The organism is Streptomyces sp. NPDC005576, from assembly GCF_042871745.1.
GTDB lineage: Bacteria > Actinomycetota > Actinomycetes > Streptomycetales > Streptomycetaceae > Streptomyces.
This window is the reverse complement of sequence record NZ_JBIAJC010000002.1, coordinates 595911-611980: the sequence shown is the minus strand read 5'-3', so window position 1 is coordinate 611980 and position 16070 is coordinate 595911. Positions and strand designations below refer to the sequence as shown.

Sequence of the window (16070 nt, the reverse complement as noted above, 5' to 3'; positions counted from 1 at the left end):
CGGATGCTTGGCGGTATCAGAGCCGCCCGGGGCCGGTCAGACGTGGTGGGAAGCGCGCTGGTCAGCGCCGCTTGGTGTCGGAGGCGAGCAGGGAGCGCAGCACGACGGCGCAGACCGCGACCGAAGCGCCGGTGATGGCGACCGCGAGCAGCAGAGAAACGAGTACGGCCCCGAGGACCAGGACCACGGCCGTACCGGCGCCGACGAGGGCGAGCACGCCGCCCGGGGTGATCTGAACGACCGGGCGGGCCGGCTGCGGGACGACGGTGGGCACCGTGGGCAGGGCCGGGGCGCTCGGAGTGACGGTGGTCGGCTGGATGACGGCGGGCGGCGTGATCAACCCGGTGGGCTGCGGCATGGTCGGAACCTTGGGCTGGAACATGAGCGGTCTCCTTTCGCGGGTTACTTGACGGCGGGGTCGATGACGGAGGCGAAGAGGCTGTCGGCGAGGAGGTAGCCGCCGAGGAGGAACACGCAGACCAGCCACCAGGGCGGGCGGACGAGCTTCACGCCGAGGTAGCCGACGACCACGAGCGCGAACCAGAGGGGGACGTCCATGGGTGGTGCCTCCTAGCGGACGGTGCAGCGGTGGGAGCGGGCGGCGAGCTGGGCGGCGGTCCGGCTGGAGTAGTCGGCGGACCAGCCGCAGCGGTCGGCGGTGCAGACGGCGGCGTGCACGGTCCGGCCGTTGCGGTCGGGGTGGGTGCCGATCTGCACGGGGCCGATCCGCATCAGGGAGTGGAAGTTGTCGCGTGCGGGCATGGCGGTCTCTCCTTGCTGGTCAGGCGAGGTGGGCGGCGATGGCTGCGGCGAGGTGCGGCGGGACGCCGAGGCGGGAGCGCAGGGTGTCGGTGTCGATCGGAGAGCCGGTGCGGTCGCGGTGCTCGTCGGCGACTTTGCGGGCGTGATCGACCAGTGCGGCGGGGACGGGCGGGACCGGGGAGGGCTGGACGGGAGGGGCGGACCCTTCGTCGTCCGGTACGGGCGGCGGGGCGGCGTCAGCCGGGGGTACGGGGTCGGTGTCGACCGTGGTTTCGACGGTCACCGCGTCGGTGGCGGCGGCCGGCACCACCGGCGCCCGGTCCGTAGCCGAGTGGGCCAGGAGTGTGCCGCCGAGGAAGGCCAGCGCGGGCCATCCGGCGATGCCGAGGCGGAGCGGTGCGGGCGGGTCGGCCAGGTCGAGGAACCCGGCGGTGGCGATGTTGGCGCCGAGCGAGGCGACCAGGGCCACCAGGAACCAGCACCAGGCCAGTCGGGACGGCCCCTCGACCCGGAGCCGCCGCCAGGCCGCGACAAGGAGGAGGTCGACGCTGACCGGGTAGGCCCACGCCTTCCAGCCGTCCTGCCCGGCAGCGGCGGCCAGGTCGTGCAGGTGGGCGAAGGACAGGGCCCCTGCGATCACGGCTTGGATGAACACCGCGTCGATCCGGAGACGGGGCCGGGCGCCCATCAGAAGCCCTCACACGGGCCGCTGTTGGGGTCGTAGCCCTCCGGGAGCCAGTCGATCGGCGCGACGAGCAGCGACGCGGCGAGGGACTGGCTGACGGTCTCCGCGAAGTCGAGGTCGGCGCCGGGGGTCTCGGCGTACAGGGCGGCTTGACCGAGCAGGCGCACGGTGCGGACGAAGTCCTCGCAGTCCGGGCACATGGTGGATCTCCCTCTCTGGGGCATGGCGGGGGTAGGGACCTGGCGCGAAGGCGGTCGCGCCGACCGGGAAGGGCGGAGGAAGGCTCAGGCGGTGAGGGGCGAAGGCTCAGGTGGTGGCGGTCGGCGAAGCGACGGCCGACGACACGGGAGCCGAGGCCGGGACGGCGAGAACGGGCCGGAAGAGTGCCAGTTCGGGCAGGTCCGGCGTCCGGTCGGCGTACCGGTTGCAGATGTTCACGGCTTGGCGCAGCGAGGTGTGCGGGGCGCGGATGCGATGCCACCCGCCGGACGAGTCGCCCGCTATGGCGACGCCCTGCTTGTCGGCCGGTATCTGGATGGCGGCGAGGACCGCGTCCGGGGAGATGTCGCCGAAGGCCATGTTGGCGGAGGTCTCGTCGTTGACGCGGTGGGCGGTGCGGCCGGTGAGCTGGGCGCGGAGCATGGTGATGCCCTTGCCGAGTTCGGAGCCGAACCTCTGCCCGCAGATTTCGAGGTAGATGCCCGCGGCCCTGCCGAGCTGGGCGAGGCGGACGAGGGCGGTGATGATGCGGTCCCGGCGCTTCTCTTCTTCCTTGCTCGCGTACAGGGCGAGTTCGGCGACTTCATCGACCAGGACCACGACGGGGGTGGGGCGCAGGTCGTCGGGCAGGTCCCAGATGTCAGCGGCTATCTCCGCGTCCGGTAAGTCGGCGGTGATCCGCTGCTGGACGCGGATGAGTCGGTAGACGTCCGCCATCCGTTCGACGAGGGCGTCGAGGAGTTCGGCGGCGGCATCCGGGTTGTCGGCCAGCGCGGAGAACCGGCGGGCCAGCGGGAACAGTTCGACTCCGCGCTTGCAGTCGATCCCGACGAGGGCGACGTCCATCGGGGCGAGGCCGGCGACCAGGTTGCGCTGGTAGACGGACTTCCCGGACTCCGTGGCCCCGAGCGTGAGGGCGTGGGGTATCGCCCGATAGTCGCGGTAGTGCACCGCTCCGTCCTCCCGCAGGGCGACCGGCACCCGCATCGGCCGGGTCTCGACCTTGGTCGGCATCTGCACCCGCTTCAGCACGTCGTAGCCGGTCATCCGCACTTCGACGACGCCGGACCGCAGTTCGCGCGAGGTCACGCCGTACATCGAGAACGAGTGGCGGAGCCGGTCCGAGGCGGCGGAGACGTCGAAGGCGTCCTGTCCGGGGCGGAGCTTGAGTCCCAGGACCAGGCCGGTACGGGTCGGCCGCAGCCAGAGGATGCGCGGTGGACGCGGCTCCGGCATCTCCCGGTTGGTGACCCGCGCCAGGGCGAGCCGCCACCGTGCGGGCGGAACGGTGAGCCCGCACGCGTCCATGACCGAGCCGTACCGGACCAGGACCCGCAGGGCGGCCAGGGTGGCCCCGAACACCAGCCAGTACCAGGCGGGGCGCCGCCACCGCAGGAGGCCCGCGACGGCGACGACGAGCGCCAAGGCGACCATGAAGGTGGTCATGGTCAAACCGCCTTGGACCCTGCGGAGGCGGCGGCGAGCGAGGTGACCGCGACGGCGCGGAACGCGATGCCGTGCCGCTTCTGGCCGTTGAAGTCGTTCTCCCAGGGCCGGGCGATGAGCCCCGTGAGCGCGACCGGCGAGCCCATCACCAGCTCACCGCTGATCCCGGTCTCCGGGACGGTGACGGAAAGGATCTCCACTTCGTCGTTGGCCGCGAACATGACGTCGACCGTCATGAGCTTCGCTCCGGTCTCGGTGTCGGTGGCGATCTCGCCGGTACGGCGGTCCCGCAGCTTCACCTGCGGGGACTTGGCGACCATCACGACCGCGCTGGAGGTGTCGACAGGAATCTGACGCACAGCAGGTCACTCCTCTATATGTGCTGAGCTCCGCCACTCATGTACATGAGTGACATGAAGAAGAGTGCATCACTCCTATACATGAGTCAACCCGTCGCGAGCAGGAACTCACGACGGGCTGCGAGGAGTTGAGCGCGCGTCAGCTGTCAGCGGGGATGCGGTACTCGAAAACGAACTGGTCAGCGGCCATGAGGGTGTCGCACACCTCCACCACGAGCCCTGCGGCGGTACGAGCCTCCCGGATCAGGTGGACCACCGGCGTACCCGGGCTGAGAGCGAGCTCCACCGCCTCCGCCTTCGAGGCCGGACGCGCTTGCAACGTCTCGACGAACTCCGCGAACTCATGCCCGTGGTCTTCGAGTCGGGCGTAGATGCCACCGCCGCCCGGGTTCTCCGCGAACAGCTCCGGGATGTCCTTCACGACACCCCAGGGGAGGTACGACGTTGCGGTCTCGACCGGAGTGCCGTCCCGGAAGTAGAGGCGGCGACGGGCCAGCACCTGTTCGCCGGCGGGGACGCCCAGCCGCGCGGCGGCATCCTCGGGTGCTTCCATGGGCCCGATGTAGAGCACGCTCACCTTGGCGGTGGCGCCGGACTGAGCAGACTCCGCGAGGTAGGCGGCCTTGCCACCCTGCCGGAGCGAGCGCCGGAAACGGTCGGACGAACGGTGCCGCACAGGTGGCCGGTTCTTCACGATCGAGCCCTTGCCGTGCCGGGTCTCGACCAGGCCGCTCGCCCGCACTTCGACCATGGCCTTGCGGATCGTTCCGCCGGACACGCCGTAGCGGTCGACCAGCTCGGATTCGCTCGGCACCATGTCTCCGGCCTTGAGGACACCCGCCCGGATCTGCTGCACGATCTCATCCGCGATCTGCACGTACCGGGGGCCGGAACCGACCCCTCCCGCCGCAGTTCCCATAGTCCTTCTCTGCCTCCTATGCTCCTCTACATGAGTCAACCACAGGAAGCGCCCCCCCCTCCCCTGCACTCCGTGTCCGTTGCCGGAGTAGTGGTGCGTGAGGACGGGCGACTCCTGGCGATCCGCAGAGCCGACAACGGCACCTGGGAACTCCCCGGCGGCATCCTCGAACTCAACGAGACCCCCGAGGCCGGCGTCGCCCGCGAGGTCTTGGAGGAGACCGGCATCCACGTCGAGATCGACGAACTCACCGGCGTCTACAAGAACATGACCCGCGGCATCGTCGCCCTGGTCTTCCGCTGCAAGCCGTCCGGCGGCACCGAGCGCACCTCCAGCGAGACCACGGCCGTCTCCTGGCTCACCCCCGACGAGGTCACCGACCGCATGAGCGAGGCGTACGCGGTCCGGCTGCTGGACGCGTTGGACGGGAACGGGCCCCACGTCCGGAGCCACGACGGGAAGAACCTCATCCCAGCGGGATAAGACTTTCTCTACTTCATCAAGGCTCCCGGCTGCGCTCCGCTCCGCCGGGCGCGCTCCCGGCTCTGGCCGCGCCCGCGCTCCTGCCTCCGGCCCGCTCGGCGCGCCGCCGCCGACGCGCGCCCACAGTGGATAGGCCGGGAGGGATGAGCCGAGACCAGAGCCCGCGGCTTCAAGACATGCCTCCGGCGGGGGCGCTCAGACTCCGGGATGGGAGGGGCGCCGTTCGCGGGTGCGGGCCGGAGCGTGGTGAGCGCCGTGGTGGCTCCCATCCCGACCACCTCCGACCCAGGCAGAGCCGAGCGGTCGCGGCCCAGGGCGTCAAGGTCGTTCGTACAGTGGCGCGCTCCACCTTGACGCCCTGAACCACGACCGCTCCACGGTGTGTGGGTCGAAGGCGGACGGGATGGGAGCCGGGGTGAGTGGTGGGTCGAGGTGAGGTAGTCATCTTTCCCGGATTTGATCCGCGATTGCCGCATCGGGGTGAACCAGAGTGAAGTGTCTTTGGCCACTAGACGACGCATGACCAAACGGAGCCTTTCCATCACTATTTGATCACCCACTCCCTTCCGAGCCAGATCTGTCAAGTGGGTCCCCGGCCACTGACATCAACTGGTGCGTGCGTGAATGACTCGGATCAACGCCGAACCTCAACGGTAGTGGAGCCAGGGCCAGAGGAGGTTCGATCGATGACTCCTCAGCATTCTGGAGGCTCTGAGACTTGCTGGCTTACATTTTAGTGGCTCTTCAAGTACCCAGCCGTCGAAAGGTACTGACACCAAGAGTCAACTAGGTGAATCAAGAATTCAACAATGTCGTCGACATATCTTTCGATGTCGGACAGTGAAACGCCTGCTTGTTGGAAGATCTCGACATACGAAATATTTCCATGGGCGACGTCGTTTCGCAGCATTGCCGTCTTCTGGAGGGAAGCACCCCAGGCAGCCGATGGGAAGGAAATGCCAGGCAAGCCATATATCTCCCAAAGTCGATTGAAGTGTTCCGGCTTAAGCGTTCTTCCATCGAGAGGGGGCTGCGCTTGTCTTCGGTTGATGGGGAGGTCTACCGGTTCCGTGCAAACATCCAATGTCGTTGCGTATTTTCGCCGTTCCCACAGTTTGTTGTGATCATTGAGTTCGCGAAGGCTCTCAAACGTCGTGTGTGCGGCGAGTTGGCGAAGACTCGATCGCAGATCGCCTACCGTGGCAGCGGACGAGTTGATGGCCATGTGCGTCTCTTGGATTAGATATTTAGTGAAAGACTCCAGCTCCGCCATGACGCAAACGATAGCAAGAGCTCGCGCATCACGGCTTTCACTAGCCCATCGCGGATTGCCTGAGGTCTGCGAATTCCCTGTGACCAGCGCCAGGAACTTCTTAAGGTCATCCACTCGACGAAGGAATTTATCTGCTCGAAGGTGAATGTCGATAACCAGGCCGTCATGCGGTGCCACTGAGCAGTTCCTTTGCCCGCTTAACGCGCCTGTGCAACATGGAGCGAGTATTGGTGCCAGCGCCGGTGGAAGCTCTCAGCTCCGCGTCTTCTAGCCAATCTGGCGCGACCTGTACGATCGGCGTGCCTTCTTGGATCAACTCTCCAGCCGCAACCAAGCACGCTTCGAATTGCACGAGGGGCGTGACCGGGGTCTGCCTACGGAGGAATGGCTGGCCGCTGCATGCCACATGCAGCGCCCCTAGTGCCTTATCGAAAATTTCACCTTCTGTGGCATATTTGAAGTCGCTATTAGCTTCCTGCATGTAGTTATTCAGGAAAGTTTCTACCTTGCCATCAAAATGGTCCTTATAGTTCTTGTAGGCAAAAAATTTGAGAACCTGTTCGGCCCTCGTTCCGTCATCCTGCCGCGCGCGCTGCAGCTTGAGGATGTCGTCAAATCTTGTATCCGTGGAGAGCTTTTCAATAAAATCATAGAAACGCCCTCTGTAGACGCTCGCCCGTACCTCTTGGGCTGTCAGTTGAATTCCTCCACGGTTAAGTCTCTCGAATACGTCGAAGCGCACCTGAAGGTCGCTCTTGTCGGTGAGAGAGATAACCTGCAACGGTTGCCTGCCAAAGTACACTTGCAGGTTTCGCGGGAGATCCGAGAACGTGCATCCATTCAGCTCGGTCAGCTTTTCGAGCTTTTCGAGCTTTAGTGGGCTGTGCCGCTGAAAAATGCGGGCTTCCGTCGCGTCACGTGCCAAAAAATGGGCAAGCGTCGAGAGTCTCTGCAGTCCGTCTACCACTTCCCATTGAAATCCGACGTTGGTGGCGACGAAGATCGGCGGAACGGGGAGACCGAGGAAGATGGACTCAATGAAGAGAGATTCGTCGCTCTCCGTCCAGCGAAATTTTCTCTGATAACTAGGGGAGGCGTTCAGCTCCTCATCTGCAATCATGCGCACCAATTCGCGGACAGAAAAGTTATGAACCGCTACGTCAACTCTGCCACGCTCTCCACGCAACTGCTCTTCAAGGCTTTCGAGGGACTGGGATTCAGGCATGCGTGCAGTCTAGTGTCAGGTGGTACGGGCGGCGAAGGGCAGCGAGCGCTCCACTGATGCGTAGCCAGACGGCAGCGCTGGGGCGCCGACAGTCCAGCAACTGTCGTCGGCCGAGGCGCATACGGGCCCCTGGAAGCCGAACCCAGGAGGTGACGTCCACTGCTGACATCAATGGCAGCAGACAACGGCAGTCCTGGAGAACCTGGCAGGCGGCCGTGGCAGGGCCTGCCTTGGGGCCCGGCCGGCTCCGGCCGGACTTACAAAATCAAGTACCACAGGGCCCAATACTGTAACGGGACCCACGAACGCACGATCCTCAGCGTGATCGGTTGGGGATCATGCGTTCGTGGGGACGGGCACGGATCAGACCAGGACTCGCTCAAGATCTACGGAGGGGAAGCCTCGGCTGACCGCCACACGAAGCGCGTCTCGTAGCGCTCCGGTCAGTTCCTTCGCCAGTTGCCGCACGTCTTCTGTAGAGGCGCGATCGTCGACCAGATCTCGGACAGCTCGCTTCAACAGATCGGCAGCCATGAAAAGTTGGTCCGCTTCGATCTCGTCTGCCAAGCGGGACATGTAACTGTCGCTGTCGTCGGTGCTGAGGTAGCAGGGCTTGCCTTCCGGGCCCGACCAAGGGAGAAGGCGTAGTTCGTTCTGTTCCATCATGGATGCGACTGCCTCTCAGCGGCTGTGTGGTGGGTGATGAAGACTGCGTCGGTGCGGTCTCCCGGGAAGACCAGAAGTGCGGCCTCTACGACGCGGCCGACGGCGTCGGTGGCGGTGCGCGTGATACCGAGGACTGTCGCGGTGGGACTGATCCGAAGGGCCGAGACTTCGTCCGGGGTCGGAGGGCGGGCACAGACCGTCTCGCGGACCTCGGCCGGCGACGAACTCAGAACGGCGAACCTCTTGGCCGTCTGCTCGTACAAGGGCTCCTCGCCCAGAGGGCCGGCGGGGGCCAGGTCGTGCGGGAGGTAGATCCGGGCCAGGCCGAGCGGCGACGCCCCTTCGTGGCTGACGCAGACGAACTCCGCGAGAGGGCTACCCGTGGGCACGTCGAGCAAGTCAGCCAGAAGCCCCTGCGCTGGGACCATGGCCGTGCGAACGGTGACTCGAAGCGAGGCGTCCGCAGCGGTCCACGGGTCGAACGTCCCCCACCCTCCGACGTACATGAATCTGCGCAGAGGACGGCGAACATAGTTGCCTCTGCCGTGGAACTTCTCGATGAGTCCTTCCCCTTGGAGCACGGAGAGAGCACGCCGCAGAGTTCCCGTGCTCACCGCGTAGTGCGCGGCCAACGCCGGCTCGGACGAGAGGCGCTTGCCCGGGCCGAGACGACCGGTCGTGATCTGTTGCCGTAGATCGTCGGCGATTTCGCGATGACGGAAGGGCACCGTCGGGTCACCGCCTTCTCATCATGCGCACGGCGACGAAGCGGGTCCGCGGGTGCATCGTCAGGAGTTCGCCGGAGTCGAGAAGGAGTTGCTTGGCTCCGTGAGGCAACTGGAGGAGGTTGGTCACCCGGCAGGCCCGGCCGCCGACTTGGATGATGTCGCCGCACAGGACGGTGGTCGAGGTGATGTCCACGTGCGACACCAGGAGGCGCCCGGCTCCGTGTCCCCTCACCGCCGGGACTCCGCCCGTGCGGGGCGGCCGGACGACGCGTGGCAGGGGCAAGCGCACACCTCGTAGACCAAGGGGAGGGGGATGGGTACGAGCAGCGCCGGAGACTCCGTACAGGCGTCGTGGGTCCCGATCCGGCAGGTGGCCGATCGGTAGGGAGTGGCCTCGATCGGCGCGCGAACACCCCTCAGACGGTGAGGAGCCATCAGGACGCCCCCGTGAGTGACGACCAGGCCGCGGCGGACAGGTGGGGAGCCACGAACAGCGAACGAGGCTGCGTGCGCTTCTCCCAGGCCGCCAGGACGTACGGGCGGACGAGCGCGGAGTCCTCCCCCGCGAGCACGTAGCGATGGCGCCCACTGTCCTCGTTCGAGTCCTGGTTGGCCCTCGGCGCGTGGGCGGGTGTCGCCATGCTGGTTCCGCCCGTCAGCCGGGTAGGTGCTTCCGGCCGACGATGCCGACCCTTGAACGCGTGCCCGCCTCTGGCGATCGAGAGGGCGCGGCGGATACGGTTGAACATGCTGTTCAGCTCCTATCGCTGATAGCCCGGTCCCCCGACATAGCCCGTCGTGGGGACCGCTTTGCGTACGACCGCCCAGAGGGTGCGGTCGTTCGAACTGGTGGCGAGGAGACCGAATCGGTCCGCCTCTGCCACCGCTGCCAGGACCTCGCCCCAGGACTCGGCCGGCAGGGATTCCGGGACCGTCGCTTCGACCGCCGTGTACCGGGCGTGCTCCTTGATGCGTGGGCGCAGCCCGAGGGCGGACAGCCGAGCAGCGATGGACGCCGCACTTACTCCCGAGCTGGGCACAGGCAGCCTCCGTTAACAGCGATCACTTTGAGTGAAGCTAGTTAACTAGATTAGGGCTAGTGGACTAGATTTTCTATATGCCTGAGCAAGCGCCTTACCTCCGCATCGCCGACGAGCTTCGGCAGCGGATCGCCGAGCACGTCTGGGAGCCCGGAGACCGCCTGCCGTCCCGCGCCCAGATCGGTCAGGAGTTCGGCGTGGGCGAGAACGTGGTTCGCCGGGCACAGGAACTGCTGATCGCCCAGGGCCTGCTGGAGGGCCGCGCGGGATCGGGCACCTACGTGGCCGAGCCCCGGGAACGCGTGCGGATGGTTCGCTCCTCGGCGCGGGAGCAGCCCAGCAGCTCACCGTTCCGGGCCGACATGAAGGCCGTGGGCAGGCAGGGCGACTGGGAGAGCCGGTCCGACGTGAAGGTCCCCGCGCCGGTGGACATCGCGGCGCGTCTCGGAATCGCCGAAGGTGATCTCTGCGTCCGGACGGTGTACGAGTTCTTGGCCAACGGCCGGCCGGTACAGATCTCCACGAGCTGGGAGCCGTACGAACTCACGGTCGGCACGCTGGTTGTCCTCCCCGAGGGAGGGCCGCACGCCGGGGCCGGGGTGGTGAACCGGATGGCCGTCATCGGCATCACCGTCGGGCATGCGGTCGAGCAGCCGGAGCCACGAGGGGCGACCGCGGAGGAGGCGTCACTCCTCGGAATCCAGAACGGCGCGTACGTCACGCACATCCGGCGGACGTACTACAGCGACGAGGGTCGGCCCGTCGAGACGGCGGACATCGTGGTGCCGGTCGCGCACTGCGAGATCGTTTACGAGATTCCGATCAATCGTCAGTAGACCCCGGCGGGAGTGAAGCGCCGGAGGAACGGGGCCGTTGGCGCCAGTCGAATGCGTGCCGAAGGCCGGTCGTCAGGGCGACACAGTCGCGCGGAGCCGCAGTTCAGACAGGGTGCGGTCGGCGACACGCCAGGCGCCTTCTAAGCGCTTGGCCGCAGGTTCGAGTCCTGCCGGGGGCACCGCCGAGAGCCCTCCCCGCCGGGAGGGCTTTTCTTGGGGGTCAGGGTGCCTTTTGCCGGGATATGTGCCCGCACCCGTCGCGCGCCAGCCTGCCGGCCAGCCGCTTCGGAGGTCCCGGAGGAGTCCGGCAACGGTGCAGAGAGGGACCGGTCATCATCGAGCTGGTTGCGCACCGGTCAAGCCGGCCCTCGCGCCGAGGTCGTCCAGCACCAGGTGGCGGAGCTTGGCCCGGCGCCGGGCCTCACGCCCCTCGTGGGGCGCTCCCGCACCGTCGACCACGATGGCCCGACACGTGCAGAACCGGCCACCGGGTGGCATCGACGGCCCGGAACAGGAGGCGGGATGCCGCTGGGCAGGGCGGACATCCCGCAGGCACAGGACCGCAGCCGCGTCGCCGCCACCTCTGGCCGAGGGACGGATACGAGCCGACTTCGACGCCATCGCCGCCCCTGTCCAGGACGAGGGTTGCCGCTTCAAAGCCGAACCTGCCTGTCGGCTCAGCCAGAGCAACGGCACCGTCGCGAGGCGCCGCCCAACCAGCACGGAAGGGCACAAGGCGAGCAGGAATGCGGCGAGCGAGCGCCCGGGGGAGCCCGGCGGGGCTACTCCGACTCTTCTGGGGTACTCGCGTGCGGAGGCACGTCGGGCCCGGCTCGCCGAAGAGTACGAGCCTTCCGATGCAGTGGGAGAGGAAATGCGGCTTCGTGACTTTGCTCAAGCCACAGCTTCCCGGTGCTCCACCGAGGTGCTGAGTGGCCGGTACCGTCTTGACGGGCCTCTCGGCTCCGGTGGTGCCGCGGATGTCCACCGGGGTTTCGACCTGCGGTTGAGACGACCGGTCGCGGTCAAGGTCTTCCGGTCCGATGCCTCCACCACCAACGAGGAGAGCTGGCACGACGAGGCAGTGATTCTGGCTCGGCTGCACCACCCCGGACTGGTCACCGCCTTCGACGCCGGAAAGCACGACGGACGCGACTTCCTGGTCATGCAACTGGTGGAAGGATCAACGCTCAAGGACCGCATCTCCGAGGGTCCGTTGTCCCCCGGTGCGACCGCCGCCATCGGGGGCGAACTCGCCCACGCGCTGGCTCACGCACACGAGGCGGGGATCGTCCACCGGGACGTCAAACCGTCCAACATCCTGCTGGACACCGCCGGGCGGCCCTATCTGGCCGACTTCGGCATCTCCCGGCTGTTGGACACCACCGCCCGCACTGCCACCGGCGCCCTCATCGGCACCGCCGCCTACCTCTCCCCCGAGCAGGTTCTCGGTCGGCCCGCCGGCCGGCCCGCCGATGTCTACGCCCTCGGCCTGGTACTGCTCGAATGCCTCACGGGCAGGCTCGAGTACGATGGCGGCCCCCTTGAGGCCGCCATCGCACGACTGCACCGTCCCCCCGTCCTTCCTCACGGACTGCCCGAACAACTGAGCCGTCTGCTTCGGGAGATGACGGACCTGGACGAGCAGAACCGCCCCACCGCCCGCGACTGCGCCCGCACTCTCACGGCGTCGGTCGACACGGGCCGCGCGGAGGCCGGCCCGTCAGCGCCCGTCACGCGCCTCGTCGTCGGCCGGCAGCCACCGACGGCGACAGATCACACGCACGTCAATCCGGCGCCCGGCGGGAGTCAGGACACCGCTCGCACCGCGCCCGCGCGTGGGCGAACACTCATGGCCGGCACGACTGTCGCACTCGCCGCTGTCGCGGCAACCGCGCTTGCCGTCACCGGCATCTCCGCCTCACAGCACACCGGCCCGAGCACGACCGGGACTTCCGGCGCCCCCACGGGAGCACCGGACGCTTCTGGCACCGCAGGGCAGCGAAAGGCAGTCATGCCGTCTCCGGGAGCGCGGTCCTCAGACCAGAAGGCCGCTGTGGGCACACGTCCCGAGGACACCCCCGGGGCCAGCATCCTTTCCGCATCTCCCCGCCCGGTCGGCGAACCTGCCGACCGCCCGGGTGTGCAGAGTTCCACACCCACTGGGGGGCCTTCCACCAGCACGGCGCCTACGGGATCCCCGACACCCGAGGCACCGACCACACCGAGCAGCGGGGGCACATCGGCAGCACCGACACCGGACGCCCCCGCGACCAGCACCCCCCGCTCGTCGCCCAAGCACCCGACGAAGACACGAGGAGCCGGGAAGAAGGCTCAGCAGGAAGGGGCCACCCAGCCGGCGCTCTGAGGCTGCCTCGCCGGAACTTCCCTCTTCCCTGCCGGGCGGGAGCGGGAGTGGTGGGAGTTCAGCCGGGGCACAGCGTGTCGTCACGCTCCCCCGCTTGACCGACCTGCCGGGCGGTCACTCCATGGGCTCCCGCTGCGACGAGGCGTCCCGGGTCCTTCACCGGCAGGTCCTCGCGGTTGGCGAGGGAGCCCGCCACACCGCAGCGCTCTCGTCCAAGGGGCGCACGTGCCGGTGCGGTGGGCGCTGACGAGTCACCGGCACTGTGCAGTACGGCCCTGCCAGGACGGCCCAGCGGAACGGCCCGGCAGGACGCCGGGTAGGCGGCCCGGCGGAACAGCCCGGCAGGACGCCCGGTAGGCGGCCCGACGGAACGGCCCTCGCGGGCGGTCCCTCGCCGGAGCCAAGGTGAACCGAGGTTGACTGCCGCTCGGCCCACCCTGCCGCGTCGACATCCCGCGCGGAGGGTGGGCCTGTGGGACCTGGACTCGGGTGGACCGGGCGTCAGCCGGCGGAGCAGACTGTGCCGTTGAGGCGGAAGGCGGTCGGGTCCGGGTTGGGTCCGTCGTTGGCGCCGACGAATCCGAAGGAGGCTGTCGAGCCGCCGCCCGGAGCCAGCGGCCCCGCGCCGTCGGGTGCGGTCACCCGCACGTGCGAGCCGGTCTGGTGGAACGTGGCGTTCCAGCCGGAGGACACCGTCTGGGTGCCGGTCGGCCAGTCCCAGTCGACGGTCCAGCCGGTGATCGGCGCGTCGGAAAGGTTGCGGACCGTGACCGTGGACACGAAGCCGTTGCCCCAGCTCGTGTCACGGTGGTAAGTCACCGCGCAGGCCGCATTCGAGGGGACGGCGGTGGTGAAGGTCAGCGGGGAGGACGGGGCGGAGAGTCGTCCCGAGGCGTCGGCCGCCAGCACGTTGACCGTGTGAGTGCCGCCCGGGGGCAGGTTCCGCAGGGTCACGGACGTCCCGGTGGCCTCACCGATCAGGCGGGTGTGCGCGCCGTCGCGCTCCTGGACCAGGTAGCGGGCGGCGCCCGGCGAGCTCGCCCAGGACAGGCGCGCGGTGGTGTCGGTCACCCCGTCCAGCTTCGGGGTGCCCGGGGTTCCGGCGGCCGAGGACCCCGGACCGGTGCCGGCCCGCGGTTCGAGGGTGAGGGTGAGCAGTCCGTACGCCGGCACGGTGACCCGGGAAGCGGACGCCTCCCCGGCGGGGAGCGCGGTGATGTCGCTGTCACCCGGTGCGTAGCGGCTGGCCCGGGGCGTGGTGGCGGCCGGAGCGAAGCCCGCGTACTGGAGGTCCACGGTCCGGGCGGCGTCCGGGCTCTTGTTGACGAGCATGACGCTCAGTCGCCCGTCGCGACGGAGAACCGCGTGTGCCGAGACGTCCTGCGCGGAGGACGCTGCGGCGACCATGGTGTCACCCTCGGTGCCCAGTTCGCTGGTCATTTTCATGCCGTAGTAGGGGTGGAACGGCGTGTTCGGCGCCGGCTCGCACACGTCACCGGTGCAAGCGCCGCTGGAGAGCATCCCCATGTCGCCGTAGTCCGTCTCGCCGTCGACGGTCGTGATCTTGTCGATGCCGTTGTGGGTGTTCCACCAGTCGACGTTGAACACGCCGTTCTCCAGAGCCGTCATGAACGCGTCGGCAGCGAAGAGTCCGTTGGGACGGGCGGTGAGCCGGGCGCCACCCGTGTTGGTGTTGATCTCGGTGAGGGCGATGCCGATGCGCGACGAGTCGGCGCCTGCGTACCGGTCGAGCTGGCTGCGCACCTCCCGCAGTTCACCGGGCAGCCTGGCCAGTCTGGCCGAGGCGTCCGCGGCGGTGGTGTCGGATCCGCCCGCGTACCAGTGGACGCTCACAAAGTCGACGACGTCGGCCACTTCGGGCAGCACGGTGTTGTTCCAGTCACCGGGATCCCCGTCGCCGGCCACGCCGTCCGGCCATTCACCGGGACTGGTGAGGACTGCGCCGATCTTGACGGTCGGATCGACGGCCTTCATGGCCGCGGCGTAGGCGCGCACCTCACGGGCGTACTCCCCGGGGCTCTTGTCCTGGTGGTCGTCGTGCTCCCAGCCGCTGCCGTAATGACCGTTGCCGTAGATCTCGTTGCCGATCTCCCAGTACTTCGCGCCGTACTTCTTCGTGACGTTCGCATACCTGACCCAGCCGGCCGCCTCCTCGGGCGTGCCCGAACCGTAGTTGGCGATCAGGATGGGCTGCGCACCGGTGGCGGCGACGGTACCCATGAAGGAGTCGAAACCGGTGCCGGGGGCGACATAACCCCCGGGCGCCGTGTGCGTCTCCCAGTGATAGATGTCCGCGTACGACCCACCGGGGTAGCGCATCGCGCCCACGTCGGCCGCCTTCATCAGGTCGGCCACCTCGGGATCGTTCATGTGCGAGTCCCACACGGCGGTGTTGACGCCGCGGGCGGTGTCGGACAGCCGGCCCAGCGACGCCTGGGCGTTGACCTGGACAGCCACGTCCGCGACGTCTGTCGTCGGTGACGCGGCGGGCGCCACGCCGACCAACGACATCAGCAGGGCTGAGGCCACGGCCAGAACGGCCGTGCCGCGCGCGAGGGGGCGTAAGCCGGTGGTGGCCGGGCGGCCGGGTCCGTGCGGTGCTGGCATGGGAGTCCTCACTGGATGGTCCGTCGTCACGAGCGGGTCGGGCGGTGTCGGGCCGTGCCACTGAGCGGGCGGACGACCGGCATGGCGGGCGAACGACCGGCATGGCGGGCGAAGCACCGACCGGGCAGCGGAACGTTCCGCGCGGGGCGGCGCGGAGGGCGAAACATGAGCGCGTTGCGGGCGAGGCACAGGCGGGTCGGCGGCCGGAACCCGCCTATGGGAGCGCTCCCATAGTGAGAGCGGTGTGACGTCCTGTCAACGCCCGTGCACCAAAGGGATTTCGGACGCCCTCCGACGACCCGGCCCGGTGCTCACGAGCTCCGGTCAGCGCCCACCCGGTCGCCATCGCCCGCCCATCGGAGACCGGGGAGATTCGGACGGTCGGGCCCGACCACCCCGGGACGCCCGCCGGGCACGGCACCGCTCGCGGTCG

Annotated in this window: 19 protein-coding genes and 1 tRNA gene; 4 read left to right on the top strand and 16 right to left on the bottom strand. The window is 68.2% G+C overall.

Annotated features, from left to right (window positions below):
- Positions 1-61 precede the first annotated feature (61 nt).
- From ACFYPN_RS06060 to ACFYPN_RS06025, 8 genes are all read right to left on the bottom strand, one after another.
- Positions 62-382, bottom strand: a complete 321-nt coding sequence (locus ACFYPN_RS06060; protein ID WP_389296907.1) for a SpdD-like protein — start codon at positions 380-382, stop codon at positions 62-64.
- A 20-nt stretch (positions 383-402) separates the two neighbouring features.
- A complete protein-coding gene (locus ACFYPN_RS06055; RefSeq protein ID WP_266704398.1) occupies positions 403-558 on the bottom strand; it encodes a hypothetical protein in 156 nt (51 codons plus the stop codon).
- A gap of 12 nt (positions 559-570) precedes the next feature.
- The gene (locus tag ACFYPN_RS06050) at positions 571-762 is read right to left on the bottom strand and encodes a mobile element transfer protein (protein ID WP_389296905.1); all 192 of its coding nucleotides are present in this window, start codon (positions 760-762) and stop codon (positions 571-573) included.
- Between the two features lie 19 nt (positions 763-781).
- Entirely contained in the window at positions 782-1450 is a 669-nt protein-coding gene (locus ACFYPN_RS06045; RefSeq protein WP_389296903.1) for a DUF2637 domain-containing protein, read from the bottom strand.
- Entirely contained in the window at positions 1450-1647 is a 198-nt protein-coding gene (locus ACFYPN_RS06040) for a hypothetical protein (protein ID WP_389296901.1), read from the bottom strand. Before ACFYPN_RS06040 ends, ACFYPN_RS06045 begins: the two co-directional genes overlap by 1 nt.
- A 106-nt stretch (positions 1648-1753) precedes the next feature.
- Positions 1754-3112 (bottom strand): FtsK/SpoIIIE domain-containing protein, encoded by a 1359-nt coding sequence (locus ACFYPN_RS06035; protein WP_389296899.1) that lies wholly within the window; start codon positions 3110-3112, stop codon positions 1754-1756.
- A 2-nt stretch (positions 3113-3114) separates the two neighbouring features.
- Positions 3115-3471: a hypothetical protein gene (locus tag ACFYPN_RS06030; protein WP_389296898.1), complete on the bottom strand. Its 357-nt coding sequence runs from the start codon at positions 3469-3471 to the stop codon at positions 3115-3117.
- Between the two features lie 139 nt (positions 3472-3610).
- A complete protein-coding gene (locus ACFYPN_RS06025; protein WP_389296896.1) occupies positions 3611-4390 on the bottom strand; it encodes a GntR family transcriptional regulator in 780 nt (259 codons plus the stop codon).
- Positions 4391-4408: 18 nt separating this feature from the next.
- Here ACFYPN_RS06025 and ACFYPN_RS06020 point away from each other — a divergent pair, with 18 nt between their 5' ends.
- Positions 4409-4873, top strand: a complete 465-nt coding sequence (locus ACFYPN_RS06020; RefSeq protein ID WP_389296895.1) for an NUDIX hydrolase — start codon at positions 4409-4411, stop codon at positions 4871-4873.
- 733 nt (positions 4874-5606) lie between these two features.
- On the opposite strand, the gene ACFYPN_RS06015 is transcribed toward ACFYPN_RS06020, so the two are convergent.
- The 7 genes from ACFYPN_RS06015 to ACFYPN_RS05985 all read right to left on the bottom strand — a co-directional run bounded on the left by ACFYPN_RS06015 (position 5607) and on the right by ACFYPN_RS05985 (position 9805).
- Positions 5607-6323 carry a HEPN domain-containing protein gene (locus tag ACFYPN_RS06015; RefSeq protein WP_389296893.1) on the bottom strand — a complete coding sequence of 239 codons (717 nt, stop codon included), beginning with the start codon at positions 6321-6323 and terminating at the stop codon, positions 5607-5609.
- A complete protein-coding gene (locus tag ACFYPN_RS06010; RefSeq protein WP_389296892.1) occupies positions 6310-7371 on the bottom strand; it encodes a DUF262 domain-containing protein in 1062 nt (353 codons plus the stop codon). Before ACFYPN_RS06010 ends, ACFYPN_RS06015 begins: the two co-directional genes overlap by 14 nt.
- 363 nt (positions 7372-7734) lie before the next feature.
- Positions 7735-8037, bottom strand: a complete 303-nt coding sequence (locus tag ACFYPN_RS06005; RefSeq protein ID WP_389296890.1) for a hypothetical protein — start codon at positions 8035-8037, stop codon at positions 7735-7737.
- Positions 8034-8765, bottom strand: a complete 732-nt coding sequence (locus ACFYPN_RS06000) for a GntR family transcriptional regulator (protein ID WP_389296889.1) — start codon at positions 8763-8765, stop codon at positions 8034-8036. Before ACFYPN_RS06000 ends, ACFYPN_RS06005 begins: the two co-directional genes overlap by 4 nt.
- A gap of 7 nt (positions 8766-8772) precedes the next feature.
- Positions 8773-8997, bottom strand: coding sequence for a hypothetical protein (locus tag ACFYPN_RS05995; protein WP_389296887.1), 225 nt, complete (start codon positions 8995-8997; stop codon positions 8773-8775).
- A 202-nt stretch (positions 8998-9199) separates the two neighbouring features.
- Positions 9200-9514: a hypothetical protein gene (locus ACFYPN_RS05990; protein ID WP_389296885.1), complete on the bottom strand. Its 315-nt coding sequence runs from the start codon at positions 9512-9514 to the stop codon at positions 9200-9202.
- Positions 9515-9526: 12 nt separating this feature from the next.
- Entirely contained in the window at positions 9527-9805 is a 279-nt protein-coding gene (locus ACFYPN_RS05985) for a hypothetical protein (RefSeq protein ID WP_389296884.1), read from the bottom strand.
- 77 nt (positions 9806-9882) lie between these two features.
- Between ACFYPN_RS05985 and ACFYPN_RS05980 the strand changes: the two genes are divergently transcribed.
- From ACFYPN_RS05980 to ACFYPN_RS05970, 3 genes are all read left to right on the top strand, one after another.
- Entirely contained in the window at positions 9883-10641 is a 759-nt protein-coding gene (locus tag ACFYPN_RS05980) for a GntR family transcriptional regulator (RefSeq protein ID WP_389296882.1), read from the top strand.
- 110 nt (positions 10642-10751) lie between these two features.
- Positions 10752-10817: transfer RNA gene (locus ACFYPN_RS05975), tRNA-Arg, on the top strand.
- 698 nt (positions 10818-11515) lie between these two features.
- Positions 11516-13009: a protein kinase gene (locus tag ACFYPN_RS05970; protein ID WP_389296880.1), complete on the top strand. Its 1494-nt coding sequence runs from the start codon at positions 11516-11518 to the stop codon at positions 13007-13009.
- A gap of 501 nt (positions 13010-13510) precedes the next feature.
- Here the strand turns inward: ACFYPN_RS05970 and ACFYPN_RS05965 are convergent.
- Entirely contained in the window at positions 13511-15637 is a 2127-nt protein-coding gene (locus tag ACFYPN_RS05965; RefSeq protein WP_358757107.1) for a cellulose binding domain-containing protein, read from the bottom strand.
- Positions 15638-16070 lie beyond the last annotated feature (433 nt).